Below are 14,107 nucleotides of genomic sequence, written 5' to 3'. Positions count from 1 at the left end.
TGAAACCTGAAACCTGAAACCTGAAACCTGAAACCTGAAACCTGAAACCTGAAACCTGAAACCCAAGACAGAAACGTGCCCCCACCCCGACCAACAAACTCGTTCGCCGACCGACTACTCGATTGGTGGGAGCGCAACGGCCGCCACGACCTCCCGTGGCAGGAAAACCGCACGCCCTATCGCGTCTGGATCGCCGAAATCATGCTTCAGCAAACGCAGGTCGGCACGGTCATCCCGTATTTCGAGCGCTTCACGACGGCCTTCCCGGATCTCGAATCGCTGGGTCGTGCGCCGATTGACGATGTCCTCGCGAACTGGTCCGGTCTGGGCTACTACGCGCGGGCAAGAAATCTTCACGCGGCGGCCGTGCTCTGCCTGGAAGAAAACGCGGGCGAGCTGCCGGACGAAGCCGACGCGCTGGAAGCCCTGCCCGGCATCGGGCTTTCGACCGCCAACGCCATCGTCGCCCAGGCGCACGACCGGCGCGCACCCATCCTCGACGGAAACGTCAAGCGCGTGCTCGCACGGCACGCCGGTATCGAGGGCTGGCCGGGCCGAGCCGCCGTGCTGAGGAAGCTGTGGGCCGAAGCCGAACTCCGCACACCCGACGAACGTGCACGGGACTACACGCAGGCGATCATGGACCTGGGCGCGACCGTTTGCACGCCGCGAAACCCGGACTGCGGCGACTGCCCCGTGGCGCAGGACTGCATGGCCCGGCGGACCGATCGCATCGACGAGCTGCCCGGGTCGAAGCCACGGCGGGTACGGCCGAGACGTGACGCGACCCTGCTCATCCTCGAAAACGAGCTAGGCCAGATACTGCTGCAGCGGCGCCCGCCGGCCGGCATCTGGGGCGGCCTCTGGTCGCTGCCCGAACGCGATGAATTCGAATGTCTGCCGCGCGGCGAAGCCGTCGCCTCGCCGGCACCCGTTCGCCACCAGTTCACCCACTTCACCCTCGACATCCGTTTCGAGCGAATCCGCGTCGAATCCGGCTCGGTCGTGACCGATCGCCAGGACCGGCGCTGGCTCAGCGCCCAGAAAGCCCTGCAGAGCGGACTTCCCCAGCCCGTCCGTCGAGTCGTGGAGCGACTTCGGTCGGACTGAGCCGACCCGGCCTGGTTATCATGCACACAGTTTCGGAGGAATTGCCGCGATGAGCGAACGAACGGTCCACTGCCATTACCTCGAACGCGAGGCCGAAGGCCTGCCGCGCCCGCCGCTTCCCGGCGAGTTGGGGCAGCGCATCTACGACAACATTTCCAGGGAAGCCTGGCAGAAGTGGCTGCAGCACCAGACAATGCTGATCAACGAAAAACGCCTCAGCCCGATCGACCCCGAGCATCGCAAGTATCTCGAGGAGCAGGCCGAGGCGTTTCTATTCGGCGGTGAAGTCGACGAGGCGGAGGGTTACGTTCCGCCCGAGGACTGATCCGTTTCGGTTTCAAGGCTGCCCTGCCCGTCCGGCAGCGACCGGTCCTTGTCTTCGAGTTCGGCCTGCACCGCCTCGAGATCGAGCCTGCGGATCGACTGGATCTGGCACTGCTGGCCGCCGACGACCACCCGGTCGAACTCGCTCAGCACGTTGCGCCTGGTGTTGACGAGCCGCATCGCGATGGCGCTGTCGAGGTCGAGGTCGCAGGGGCCGATCAACTCCACCAGGTAGTGCCGGTTGCGGTCCATTTCGAAGACCACCGAATGGATGCCGACGGCGTACCAGTTGCGGATGCTGGTGTAGCGAACCCAACTCTGAGTGGCGCCAGCGTGGCGGTCGTAGACGGCCATTTCATCGAACTTGTCGCGCTGCTCGCCCGAAGCGGCGCAGGCGGCGATGAATAGCGGCAGGAGAAACAGCATGAACTTGCGCATGGTTTTGCCTCCTCGGTTGAGTGCTCTTCCTATGGACGCCGGGAAAGTCGAAAAGTGCCCCTCGATTGCGGTTGACTTCGGAGCCCGAAAAAGGTTTAATGTGCGGCTTCCCGGCCACGGGCCGGGAGCAGCCAGAAACGGCAAGGCCGGGTAGCTCAGTTGGTAGAGCAGGGGATTGAAAATCCCCGTGTCGGCGGTTCGATTCCGTCCCCGGCCACCACCTTCCCAACTGCACCCGTTTCGCTTTCAATCCGGCGCTTTCCACCGAACCGCCAACTCCGGCTTCGCCGGGCGGTTAGATGGCTGACGCAAGGTCAGCGACCTTCGGTTCCGTCCCCGGCCACCATCCTTACACCCTCACCCCTTCATCAACGTCCTCGCAGGCAGCGAAGCATGCCGCGCTCGATCAGCGCCTCGGCATCGGCCTTGACCGATTGCACGAAGGCCTCGCCGTCGGCCGCTTCAAAGCGCTCTCCGGGCGCGAGCTGGACCCAGCAATCGCGGCCCTCGGCCTTGGCCTGGTAGACCGCCACATCGGCGAGCTTGACCACCCGCTCCCAGTCAAGCGCGTCGATCGGCTCGCCGAATGGGTAGCAGGCGATTCCCGCCGAACAGGTCACCGCAATGGACTCGGCGCCCTGCCCGACCGAGAATCGGGCATCGCGAACCGCTTGCAGCAGCCGCTCGGCTATCTGGTGGGCATCTGCCGCTTCGGCCTCGCAAGCCACGACCATGAACTCCTCACCGCCCCAGCGAATCATGTAGTCGCTTTCACGCAGGCGGCTCGACAAGACTTTGCTGAACGACAACAGCACGCTGTCGCCGGCATCGTGACCGTACTCGTCGTTGATCCGCTTGAAGTCGTCGAGATCGATCATCATGAATGCAATGTCCGCATTGGAAGCCGCGCCGTTGTAGTGAGCGCGGCGACTTCGTGCGACATCCTCGCCAATGCGATCGAAGAGATAGCGCCGGTTGGGCAAACCGGTGAGCGGGTCGGTGCGCGCGGTGCGCCGCAAGCGACTATTGGCCTCGCTGAGCTCGGCTGTTCGCTGCTTGACGATGCGCTGCAAACGCCTGCGTGTCGCCTCGATGCGGCGCAGGCGAAGATGCACTCCCGACCAGACCAGAACCAACAAGGCCAGCAAAGCGATCGCCAGAAACCACGGCGTGACCCAAAAGGGAGTAGCGACCCGGAACGGAAAACGCGCGGGTTCCCTGGTCCACACCCCGTCGGGATTGGCCGCCTTGACTTCGAAAACGTAGTCGCCGTGACCGAGGTTGGCATAGGTGACCTGGTGATTGTCGGTCGGCTCCGACCAGCGATTCGTGGCGCCGACCAGGCGATACCTGAATCTCACGGCGGCTTCGTCCTGGAAGCTCAGCCCGGCGAACCGGAAAGCCAGGCTGCCGGAACGGAAGGGAAGCCGCTCTCCCGGCGCCACGGCTTCACGATCGAGCCGGGCCGACTCGATCACGACCGGCGGCGGCAAGGTGTTGCGGTACTCCCGCTCGGCCTCGTAGCGCATCAAACCGTCGGCGGAGGCGAACCAGAGCAGGCCGTCGCTGCTCTGGAACGCACCGGTGGCTCCGCCTTCCAGGTGCAGCAGCCCGTCTCGCTCGGTGTAGTTGACGAACTCGCCACCGCTCATGCGCGACAGGCCGCGATTGGTGTACGCCCAGACCCGCCCCTCGTCGTCCTCGAGCACCTGCCAGACCGAATTGTCGGCCAGCCCGTCGTCGCTCGTGAACTGCTCGATGCGCCCGTCGGGCCAGACACGGAAGATACCGTCACCGTTGCTGCCCACCCACATCGAACCGTCGGCCGAAGGCGCCAGGTCCCAGAGCATTTCGTCGGTCAGCCCTTCCTCGCCCCGATACTGCTCCAGTGTTCCATCGGGGGCCAGCACCAGCAGTCCGTCGCGCAACGTGGAAAACCACAACCTGCCCGCGTCATCCTCGCGAATGCGCAGGGCAAAGGCGCCGGCCAGCACCGGGTGGTCGGGCGCCCTCAGTTCGCCGCCTTCGCGGTATCGGATGCCCTGTGTGCTGCCGATCCAGAGGCGACCCCGACGATCGATGAACACGGCGTGCACTTCCTGTTCGGGCAGGCCGCTGGAGCGATCGATCAACTCGGTCACGCCGCGTCCCCGCTGCCAGCGGACCACGCCCTGCGCGGTGGCGATCCAGGCCGTCCCCGGCGCGCCGAAGGCGATACTGTAGACCCGGTTGTCGGGCAGGCCGTCCTCGCGCAGGATCGTGGAGGATGCCTCGAAGTCCCAGCGACCATCGACCCGCGGAACGATCTGCAAGCCTTCGCGGGTTCCCAGCCACAACCGCTCACGATCATCCTCGTTGATGGTTCGCACGAACGAGGCCAGCAGGCCGCTGTCGGCCGAATATCCCTCGAAGGGGCCGGGCAGGATCTTCACCAGGCCCTGGTCGGTCGCCACCCAGACGAGCCCCTCACGATCCTGCGTGACACCAAGCATTCGATTGTTCGGCAGGCCTTCCCCGGTCGTAAGCCTTTCGAGTTGACCCGGAAGGCCGCGAACGAGGCCTTCAGGCGTCGCCAACCACAACCTGCCCTCGCGATCGAATTCGATATCGTTGATGCGCGTATTCTCGGGCAGCGGTATCTCGTGTTCGGCGACCGCGCCGCTCTCAGGTTCCAGCGCAAAGAGTTGCCCGCCCGTTCCCACCCAGATTTGCCCGTCGTGGGACTCCAGGTCGTAGACGGCCGGATACTCCGACGGAAGGTCCAGCTCGACAGGCCCATTCGACGACAGCCGGAACAGACCCGACTGTGCCGCCACCCAGACGCGGCCCTGATCATCGAAGGCCAGGGAGTGAACGGCGCCGGAGTCCGCGGCTGCAGGCCAGGACTCGCTCGGTTCGAGTACACCGTCGGCGAAGCGGAAGATGCCTTCGTCAGCGGCCACCCAGACTTCGCTGCCTCCGACCAGGAGATCGTTGACCATGAGCTGGTCGGTTCCCGGGGGATTGGCGCATCGAAATCCCTGGCCGGCCTGCCAGCACACGCCTCTCGCGGTTCCGACCCATACCGTCCCGTCGGGTGAGGAGTCCACGACGGTGATGTAGCTGGTTGAAAGGCCGCTCTCGCCGCGAAAGACGCTGAACCGGTTGCCGTTGTAGCGGGCCAGCCCGCCGTAGGTGCCGACCCAGAGATAGCCCCTGGCGTCCTGGTGGACGCCGCTGACCTGTATCTGTGGAATGCCGTCGCGCGTGTCGTAGTGACGCAGGTTGAGTTGCGCAGCTACGGCTGGGGAGACGCACACGATCGACAGCAACGCCAGCAAGGCGATGCCCACGACTCGAACTTGACTCGCTGGATCGGTCATCATTCCCCTTTCGCCCATCGGCATCGTGTCCGGTTCATTCCGGAATCCGGGTGAAAAACCGCAAATACGACCGGGCCGACGGGCCATGGCGGTATCATGCCGCGGTCATACGGCCTTCACAAGCCCGCGCCGGCAACCTTTGAGCGCTCCGTCACGAAGCAAGTCAGGCTCTCTGATGCAATCGACTACAAACAAGGACGACAACTCCCCGAAGTCCCTTCGCCAGGCGCTCTCACGGGCACGCCGTCTCCTCGGCGACCGTCTCGAGGCCGACCTGCTGGCCTGCCACGCCCTGGGGCGCGAACGCAGCTGGCTCTACGCCCACGACGGCGACCCCATCGACAACGGCACACTGACCCGTCTCGACGAGCTGATTGCCCAGCGCCTGGACGGACGCCCGATCGCCCAGATCTGCGGCCTGCGCGAATTCTACGGCCGGGATTTCGGCGTCAACGAACACGTCCTGATCCCCCGCCCCGAGACCGAGTTGCTGGTCGATGTCGCCCTCTCCCTGGAGCTGCCCGACAATGCCCGCGTTTGCGACGTCGGCATGGGTTCGGGCTGCATCGCGCTCACGCTCGCGGCCGAGCGCCCCGGCTGGCGGATCACGGGCATCGACCGCTCGGTCGAAGCGCTGACCGCGGCCGCCGCCAACCGCGATCGACTGGGGCTCCAGCGCGTGGAACTGTTGCCCGGCGACCTGCTGGCGCCGGTGGCCGAGCGACGTTTCGAGTTGATCGTTTCCAACCCGCCCTACATCGCGGAGGACGACCCGCACCTGCGGCACGGCGACCTTCGATTCGAGCCGATCGAGGCGCTGGCTGCCGGGCCGGACGGCTTCGAGGTGATCCGACGGCTGGTGCCGGCAAGTCTCGATCAGCTCGAAACGGGCGGCTGGCTCCTGATCGAACACGGCTACGACCAGGCGACCGCCGTGCGCGCCCTCTTCGAAGCGGCCGGATTCTCCAGCGTGTCTTCTCGTCGCGACCTGGCCGGAATAGAGCGAGTCACCCTGGGCAAGAAGCCGGATCCTGCCCCGTAGAAGCACCTATCCAGCGTCGACGTCACAGGGGTTATGCTCGAACCCTGTCTTTCCGAGCCGTTCGAAGCCCATGAACTCCAGACTGGTTCTGCGACTGACCGTTGCCGCGGTATTCGTTCTCGCCCTGGCGGCGTTCTTCGTTTTCGACCTGCAGCAATACCTGAACCTGGCCACGCTTCGCGAGCAGCGCGACGCCCTGCTCGCCTGGACCCGGGACCACCTGCTGCTGGCCCTCGCCGTCTACATGGGCATCTACATCGTCATGGCCGCCCTGTCGGTGCCCGGCGCAGCCGTGCTCACCCTGGCCGGCGGCGCACTCTTCGGCGTGGTCGCCGGAACCCTGGCCGTGTCCTTCGCCAGCACCATCGGCGCCACCCTGGTGTTCCTGGCAGCGCGCTTCCTGTTCCGCGACGCCATTCAACGCAAGTTTCGCAAGCGGCTGGAGAAGATCAACGCCGGCGTCGAAAAGGACGGGGCCTTCTACCTGCTGGCCCTGCGGCTGGTTCCCGTATTTCCCTTCTGGGTGATCAACCTGGTCATGGCGCTCACCCCGATCCGCACCTGGACCTACTATTGGGTCAGCCAACTCGGCATGCTGCCGGCCACGGTGGTCTACGTGAATGCCGGCACGCAACTGGCGCAGGTCGACTCCGTCGGGGACGTGCTCTCGCCGGGCCTGATCGGCGCCTTCGTCCTGCTCGGGCTGCTGCCGCTCATCCTGCGCTGGGTGCTGCGCATCCTGCAGGCGCGCAAGGTCTACGCCGGCTTTTCGAAGCCGAAGCGATTCGACTACAACCTGATCGTGATCGGCGCCGGCTCCGCGGGCCTGGTGTCGGCCTACATCGGCGCCACGGTCAAGGCGAAGGTCGCCCTGATCGAGAAGAACCGGATGGGCGGCGACTGTCTCAACACCGGCTGCGTACCGTCCAAGGCGTTGATCCGTACCGCGCGCGCCATGGCCGAGGCCCGACACAGCAGGCGCTACGGCGTGCGCAGAATGGACACCGAACTCGACTTCGGTGAGGTAATGGCCCGGGTGCGCGAGGTCATCCGGAAGATCGAGCCGCACGACTCGCCCGAACGCTACGAGGAGATGGGCGTCGATGTCGTCCAGGCCGAGGCAAAACTCGTCTCACCCTGGGAGGTCGAAGCCGGTGGACACCGAATCAGCGCCCGCTCGATCGTTCTCGCCACCGGCGCCGAGCCGCTGGTCCCGCCCATCGACGGCCTGGACGAAATCGGCTACCTCACCAGCGACACGCTCTGGGACCTCGAGCAGCTGCCCGAGCGCCTGGTCGTGCTCGGTGGCGGTCCGATCGGCGCCGAACTCACGCAGGCCTTCGCCCGCCTGGGCTCGAAGGTCACGGTGGTGGAAATGGCGCAGCGTCTGCTGCCGCGCGAAGACGCGCAGGCCGGGGAGCTGCTGGCCAATCACCTGGAAGAAGACGGCGTCAGCGTGGCCACGGCCCATAAGGCCCTGCGCGTGGAACGCACCGAAAATGGCGGCCGCCTGGTCTGCGAACACCAGGGCCGGGAAGTGTCGTTCGACTTCAGCCACCTGCTCGTGGCGCTCGGCCGCAAGACACGTACGGCCGGCTACGGTCTCGAAGAGCTGGGCGTTCGCCTCGACGAAGCCGGTCGGATCGATGTCGACGGCTTCCAGCGCACGAACTTCCCCAACATCTACGTCTGCGGCGATGCCGCCGGCCCCTACCAGTTCACGCACGTGGCTTCCCACCAGGCCTGGTCCGCGGCGGCCAACGCGCTGATCAGCCCGCTTTGGTCGTTCAAGACGGATTACCGCGTCATCCCCTGGGTGACCTTCACCGACCCGGAAGTCGCGCGGGTGGGCCTGAGCGAAGAAGAAGCCGGAATGCAGGAGATCGACTACGAGGTCACCACCTACGGCCTGGACGATCTCGACCGCGCCATCGCCGACAGCGCCGACTACGGCTACGTCAAGGTGCTCACCGAGCCGGGCAAGGACCGCATCCTGGGCGCTACCATCGTCGGCGCCCACGCCGGCGAGATGCTGCCCGAGTTCGTGCTCGCGATGAAGCACGGCCTGGGCCTGAACAAACTGCTGGGCACGATCCACGTCTACCCGACTTTCTGCGAGGCCAACAAGTTCGTCGCCGGCGAATGGAAGAAGGCACACCAACCCGAAGCCGCACTGAGATGGGCCGAGCGCTTTTTCCGCTGGCGGCGGCGATAGCGGCAATTCCGGGCCGGAAAGGGGTAAACTGCACTGATAAAGGCAGGGCCGGCGGCCGTCTCGGTGACGGTGCCGGCCTTTTGTGCATTTGGATGTTCGAGGATGAGAACATGACCACCAGACCACCCATCACCATCTCTTCGATGGACCTCCACCGACTCGAGCACCTGCTCGACGACCTGCCGGCCAACGCTTTTCCCGGAATGAGCGAGCTCGAGGCCGAACTGGGCCGAGGCAGCCTTTCCGAACCGGCCGCCATGCCGCCCGATATCGTGTCCATGAATTCGACGGTGCGATTCTCCGTCGACGGACACGAGTACACCAAGACCCTGGTCTATCCCGCCAAGCTGAGCGATTCGGACCAGCAGATTTCTGTGCTGGCGCCGGTCGGCAGCGCCCTGCTGGGCATGCAGGAAGGCAAGGGCATCGACTGGCCGCGCCCCGGCGGCGGCACCATGCATGTGCGCGTCGAACAGCTCGTCTTTCAGCCCGAGCGCGAGGGCGAGCTGCACCGCTGAAGTCGATGGGGGGTGTCGCGCTCAGCATCGTCGTGCCGCTCGGGCCGGGAGACCGGCTGGATCGCGTCCTTCGGGACAGGCTCGACGAGCGCCCTGACGACTGCGAACTGATCCTCAGCACAGCCTCGGCGCACGGGCACGACTTGCCGCGCGACTCGATCGTGCTCGCCGGCCCGCCCGGTCGCGGCCGCCAGCTCAACAGGGGTGCCGAAGCTTCCGGCGCCCGCTGGCTATGGTTCCTGCACGCAGACAGCCGGATCGGGCCGGATGCATTCGGGCGTGCCCTGGCCTTCGTGCGCGCCAACCCCGGTGCCATCGGCTACGGCCGATTGCGTTTTCTGACCGACGGCCCGGCGTTCACGCGACTCAACGCACTGGGCGCCAACCTGCGCTCGCGCCTGTTCCGCCTGCCCTACGGCGACCAGGGCCTGTGCATCGAGGCGGAGAGGCTGAACGCCCTGGGCCGATTCCGCGAAGATCTCCAGCGCGGCGAAGACCTGGACCTCGTCGTGCGGGCCCGCGAGACCGGCGTGCCGATTCGCCCCATGGGGCTGACCGTGGCCACGAGCGCCCGTCGCTACGGCGAGAGCGGCTGGCTGCGCACCAGCTGGCGGCACCAGCGCGCGGCACGGCGCCTGATCCGAAACGCGCGCGACCGCGTAAAGGCCGAATCGCCGTGACCGCCATCGCCATCTTCGTCAAGACCCCCGGCCTCTCGGCGGTCAAGACCCGGCTGGCCGCCACGATGGGCGCTGAGCGGGCCGTCGCACTCTACGAGCAGTGCGCCGCGGCCGTGGCCGAAGCGGCCAGGGCGGCCGAGATCGGCACCGTCTACTGGGCAACGGCCGAGCCGATCGACCGAATCGACGGACGATGGTCCGACCTGCCCCGGCTCCAACAAGGAAGCGGCGGGCTGGGGGAGCGCATGCACCGCGTCCTGGACCATCTCGTGCAGCGCCACGGCAGCGGCCTGCTGCTCGGTGCCGACGCGCCGCAGGTCGACCCGTCGGACATTCGCAGAGCGGCAGAATGGTTGCAGCGAGACCGGGCTTCGAGCGCCCTCGGCCCGGCGACCGACGGCGGCTTCTGGACCTTCGGCGCCAACCACGTGCCCGACCTTCTCCGCTGGACACGAGTCCCTTACAGCCACCCTGACACGCTGCGGGCATTTCGCGAGTCCATGGGAGACGACAGTGCATGGCTGGAACTTCCGACGCTCACCGATCTCGACACGGCAGAAGATATGGCGCGGGTGGCCGGAGAACTGGCTGCACTGCCCCATCCCCTGCCCCGCCAACGCGACTTGATGGCCCAACTGAAATGATCGCAAGCCCGAACCGACGCAAAGCGTCGTCCCGCCCCCCGAGCCGGGACCTCCCGACCGATGACGCCAACTGGTGGAAGGCCCCGAATCGACGGGCTCAGCCCGTCGTCCCGGCCCCGAGCCGGGACCTCCCAGCCGATGACGCCAACTCGGGGGAGGCCCCGGATCAAGTCCGGGGCGACAAGTGCGGACCTGAAACCCGAAACCCGAAACCCGAAACCCGAAACCCGAAACCTGAAACCTGAAACCTGAAACCTGAAACCTGAAACCTGAAACCTGAACCCCCGTGCCAAACGAACCCCTCATCCGCGTAACGATCTTCCTGGGCACCCTGGCCGTCCTGCTGATCGTCCAGCGCTTGTGGCCCGCCCGCGGCGACGGCGGCTGGTCGCTAAGGCAGCTGACCAACGCCGCCCTGGTGGTGCTCGACACGCTGATCCTGCGGCTGGCCTTTCCGGTCCTGGCCGTGGCATTCGCGATGCAGATTCAAGGCGGCGGGCTGTTCGGCTGGCTGGCCTGGCCGGCCTGGCTCGAGATCATCGTGGCGGTCCTGATCTTCGATGTGGCGATCTACTGGCAGCACCGCCTGTTGCACACCATTCCCCTGCTGTGGCGCATGCACCGCGTCCACCACGCCGACACCGCCTTCGACGTGACCACCGGCGTGCGCTTTCATCCCTTCGAAACCACGCTGTCGATGGGCATCAAGCTCGGCCTGGTCTTCCTGCTGGGACCGCACCCGGTGGCGGTACTGGTCTTCGAAATCCTGCTGTCGGCCGGCTCGCTGTTCACCCACGCCGATTTCCGCTTTCCCGCGGCACTGGACCGGCGGCTGCGCTGGCTGATCGTCACCCCGTCGATGCACCGAATCCATCATTCCACTTGGCGCCCGGAAACCGACAGCAACTACGGCTTCCACCTGTCGATCTGGGATCGGGTCTTCGGCAGCTATACGCCCGCACCGCGCCAGGACGAGCGCAGCATGCCGATCGGGCTCGACCGCTTTCGCTCCAGGCGCGAGCAGTCCCTGCTGCAGTTGCTGATCAACCCGTTCCGCCCGAACATCCGCAAGGACAGAATCGAGGAGAAACAAGATGCGTGACGCCTGGCCGCTACTCGTCAAGACCGACTTCCCGGCCATCGCCCGCGACCGGCTGGACACCCTGCAGATGAATCTCGGCTACCTGTGCAACCTCAGCTGCATCCACTGCCACGTCAACGCCGGGCCGAAGCGCACCGAACTGATGGACCGCGCCACGATGGCATCGGCCCTGGCCGTCGCAGAACGCTTCGGTGCCGGAACGCTCGACCTCACCGGCGGCTCACCCGAGATGAATCCCGAGTTCCGCTGGCTGGTCGAGGAGGCGAAGCGCCGCGGCATGCACGTCATGGACCGGCTCAACCCCACCATCATGAACGAGCCGGGCTACGAATGGGTCGGCCCCTTCCTGGCCGAGCACGACATCGAGGTCGTCGCCTCCCTTCCCTGCTACTCGAAGGACAACGTCGACGCCCAGCGCGGCAACGGCGTGTTCGAATCCTCCATCACCGCGCTGCAGCAGCTCAACGAACTCGGCTACGGCCGCGAAGGTTCGGGCAAGGTCATGAACCTGGTCTACAACCCCCTCGGGGCCTCGCTGCCCCCGCCCCAGGAAGCCCTGGAAGGCGACTACAAGCGCCTGCTGGCCGACGAATTCGGCATCGAGTTCAACAACCTCTTCACCCTGACCAACATGCCGATCAAACGCTTCGGCGCCATCCTGCTCAGCAAGGGCGAATTCGGCGACTACATGACCCTGCTCAAGAACGCCTACAAGGCGGAAAACCTCAAGGCCGTGATGTGCCGCAGCCTGCTCAGCGTGGACTATCGGGGATACGTCTACGACTGCGACTTCAACCAGATGCTGGGCCTGCCCCTGGAAGGCAAGGAAGAAGCCACCCACCTCGACGACCTGCTCGAATGCGGCGAACTACCCCGCCGCATCGGCGTCGCAGACCACTGCTACGGCTGCACCGCCGGCCAGGGGTCGAGCTGCGGCGGCGCATTGGCATAAAAAAACGGGCGCCAGTGGCGCCCGCTCTCCGTCCTTAAACCATCCCGGATCAATCCCGAGGCTGCTTCGGCCCACCGCCTTCGTAGGCGCCCGGCTCGTCCTCGCGGACCAGGTCGTCGGTCGGCGTATCGAGCGCGGCCATCTTCTTGAGGAAGGGCGTGGCCACCAGGAAGCCGACGGTCACGACACCGCAGAAGATCACGATCTGGCGATACAGTTCGGGGAACTGCTCGACCTGGTCGCCGCTGAACTCGCCGGCGAGCAGGCCGGCCAGCAGGTTGCCCAGGGCCGCACCGAAGAACCACATGCCCATCATCTGGCTGTAGTAGCTGCGCGGCGCCAGCTTGGAGGTGGCCGACAGGCCGATCGGGCTGACGCACAGCTCACCGGTGGTGTGGAACAGGTAAGTCAGCAGCAGCCAGGTCGGCAGTACCTGGTCGCCGTCCTGGATCAGGGAGGCGGCGATCCACATGAAGCCGAAGCCGATACCGAGCTGGGCGAAACCCAGCGCGAACTTCATCGGAATCGACGGATCGAGATTGCGCCGTCCCAGGTTGATCCACAGCGCCGAGAAGAACGGCGCGAAGATCAGGATGTAGACCGGGTTGAGCGACTGGAAGGCCTCGGCCGGGATCACGATTCCCAGCAGTTCGCGCGCGGTGTAGCGCTCGGCGAACAGGTTGAGCGAGGAGCCAGCCTGCTCAAAGCCCGACCAGAACAGTGCGGCGCCGATGAACAGTGCGACCAGCACGACGGTGCGGTTGCGCTCGATCTTCGTGAGCTTGCTGTCGAGCAGCACGCGGGCGAAGAACAGCACGGCCACGCCAACGATCACGTAGACGCTGTACTCGGCCATCTGGCGGGCGTCCATGACCACAACGCCTTGCAGGGCCAGCAATGCGAACAAGAACAGTCCGGCCGTAAGCGCATAGATGCCCCAGGCCATCGCCTTGGTCTGCCCCTGCTTTTCGGGCGGCGTGGGATGCGGCTCCTTGCCGAACTCGCCCAGGTGGCGCTGGGTCAAGCGATAGACGATCAGGCCGGCGATCATGCCCACAGCCGCGGCGGCGAAGCCCCAGTGCCAACCCATGTTCACGCGCAGCAGCCCGCAGATGAACGGACCGAGCGCGGCGCCGACGTTGATACCCATGTAGTAGATGACGTAGCCGGCGTCGCGGCGCGAGCCGCCTTCCGGGTAAAGCTCACCGACACAGCTGGAAATGTTGGGCTTGAGCAGGCCGGTGCCGACCACGATCAGGATCAGGCCCAGGAAGAAGCCGTAGGCCTCGGGCACCAGGCCGAAACCGGGCAGTGAAAGAACGATATGCCCTGCAGCGATGATGATGCCGCCGTACCAGATGGCATTCTGCTGGCCGAAGATGCGGTCGGCCAGCCAGCCGCCCGGCAATGCCGCCAGGTAGACGCCGGCGGTGTAGAGGCCGTAAATCGCGTTGGCCGTCGGGTCGTCGAAGCCCATACCGCCCTCGACCACGGCCGCGGTCATGAACAGGACCAGCAGGGCGCGCATGCCGTAGTAGCTGAAGCGCTCCCACAGCTCGGTAAAGAACAGCGTGCCCAGGCCGGCCGGATGGCCGAAGAACTGGCGCTGACCCGGGATTGCCGGGCTCCCCTCGTTTGATTGGGACATGAATCAGATCCTCTTTATGGTTCTAGTCATGGTTCGAGTCGACCCGGGGAGTTGACCAGAAATGCCCCGGGG

General features: G+C 65.8%; 12 protein-coding genes and 1 tRNA gene. 10 read left to right on the top strand and 3 right to left on the bottom strand.

The window, feature by feature from the left end:
• The first annotated feature begins 75 nt into the window (after positions 1–75).
• Together mutY and DZC52_RS06625 are read left to right on the top strand one after the other, a co-directional pair.
• Positions 76–1,110: an A/G-specific adenine glycosylase gene (gene mutY / locus DZC52_RS06630; RefSeq protein WP_116650345.1), complete on the top strand. Its 1,035-nt coding sequence runs from the start codon at positions 76–78 to the stop codon at positions 1,108–1,110.
• A gap of 49 nt (positions 1,111–1,159) precedes the next feature.
• Complete coding sequence (locus DZC52_RS06625; RefSeq protein ID WP_116650344.1) at positions 1,160–1,435, top strand: oxidative damage protection protein; 276 nt, start codon at positions 1,160–1,162, stop codon at positions 1,433–1,435.
• On the opposite strand, the gene DZC52_RS06620 is transcribed toward DZC52_RS06625, so the two are convergent.
• Positions 1,414–1,872 (bottom strand): DUF6491 family protein, encoded by a 459-nt coding sequence (locus DZC52_RS06620; RefSeq protein WP_116650343.1) that lies wholly within the window; start codon positions 1,870–1,872, stop codon positions 1,414–1,416. The two genes, DZC52_RS06625 and DZC52_RS06620, sit on opposite strands and share 22 nt — an antisense overlap.
• 144 nt (positions 1,873–2,016) lie before the next feature.
• Here DZC52_RS06620 and DZC52_RS06615 point away from each other — a divergent pair.
• Positions 2,017–2,092 (top strand) — tRNA-Phe (locus DZC52_RS06615).
• Between the two features lie 148 nt (positions 2,093–2,240).
• Here the strand turns inward: DZC52_RS06615 and DZC52_RS06610 are convergent.
• Positions 2,241–5,234, bottom strand: a complete 2,994-nt coding sequence (locus DZC52_RS06610) for a ligand-binding sensor domain-containing protein (protein ID WP_181918817.1) — start codon at positions 5,232–5,234, stop codon at positions 2,241–2,243.
• A gap of 175 nt (positions 5,235–5,409) precedes the next feature.
• On the opposite strand from DZC52_RS06610, the gene prmC reads away from it, so the two are divergent.
• The 7 genes from prmC (at position 5,410) to arsS (ending at position 12,387) form a co-directional block, all read left to right on the top strand.
• Positions 5,410–6,276 (top strand): peptide chain release factor N(5)-glutamine methyltransferase, encoded by an 867-nt coding sequence (gene prmC, locus DZC52_RS06605; RefSeq protein ID WP_116650341.1) that lies wholly within the window; start codon positions 5,410–5,412, stop codon positions 6,274–6,276.
• 70 nt (positions 6,277–6,346) lie between these two features.
• Positions 6,347–8,491, top strand: coding sequence for an FAD-dependent oxidoreductase (locus DZC52_RS06600; protein ID WP_116650340.1), 2,145 nt, complete (start codon positions 6,347–6,349; stop codon positions 8,489–8,491).
• A 110-nt stretch (positions 8,492–8,601) separates the two neighbouring features.
• Positions 8,602–9,009, top strand: coding sequence for a nucleoside diphosphate kinase regulator (gene rnk, locus DZC52_RS06595; RefSeq protein ID WP_116650346.1), 408 nt, complete (start codon positions 8,602–8,604; stop codon positions 9,007–9,009).
• A gap of 5 nt (positions 9,010–9,014) precedes the next feature.
• On the top strand, positions 9,015–9,689 hold the full coding sequence (locus tag DZC52_RS06590; protein ID WP_116650339.1) for a glycosyltransferase family protein: 675 nt from the start codon (positions 9,015–9,017) through the stop codon (positions 9,687–9,689).
• Positions 9,686–10,333, top strand: a complete 648-nt coding sequence (locus tag DZC52_RS06585) for a TIGR04282 family arsenosugar biosynthesis glycosyltransferase (protein WP_116650338.1) — start codon at positions 9,686–9,688, stop codon at positions 10,331–10,333. Before DZC52_RS06590 ends, DZC52_RS06585 begins: the two co-directional genes overlap by 4 nt.
• 286 nt (positions 10,334–10,619) lie before the next feature.
• On the top strand, positions 10,620–11,435 hold the full coding sequence (locus DZC52_RS06580; protein WP_116650337.1) for a sterol desaturase family protein: 816 nt from the start codon (positions 10,620–10,622) through the stop codon (positions 11,433–11,435).
• Positions 11,428–12,387: an arsenosugar biosynthesis radical SAM (seleno)protein ArsS gene (gene arsS / locus DZC52_RS06575; protein WP_116650336.1), complete on the top strand. Its 960-nt coding sequence runs from the start codon at positions 11,428–11,430 to the stop codon at positions 12,385–12,387. The genes DZC52_RS06580 and arsS overlap by 8 nt, the downstream gene beginning before the upstream one ends.
• A gap of 49 nt (positions 12,388–12,436) precedes the next feature.
• On the opposite strand, the gene DZC52_RS06570 is transcribed toward arsS, so the two are convergent.
• Positions 12,437–14,035, bottom strand: coding sequence for a peptide MFS transporter (locus tag DZC52_RS06570; protein ID WP_116650335.1), 1,599 nt, complete (start codon positions 14,033–14,035; stop codon positions 12,437–12,439).
• Between the last annotated feature and the right edge of the window lie 72 nt (positions 14,036–14,107).

The organism is Wenzhouxiangella sediminis, assembly GCF_003410055.1.
GTDB lineage: Bacteria > Pseudomonadota > Gammaproteobacteria > Xanthomonadales > Wenzhouxiangellaceae > Wenzhouxiangella > Wenzhouxiangella sediminis.
This window is presented reverse-complemented; position numbering and strand designations above follow the sequence as displayed.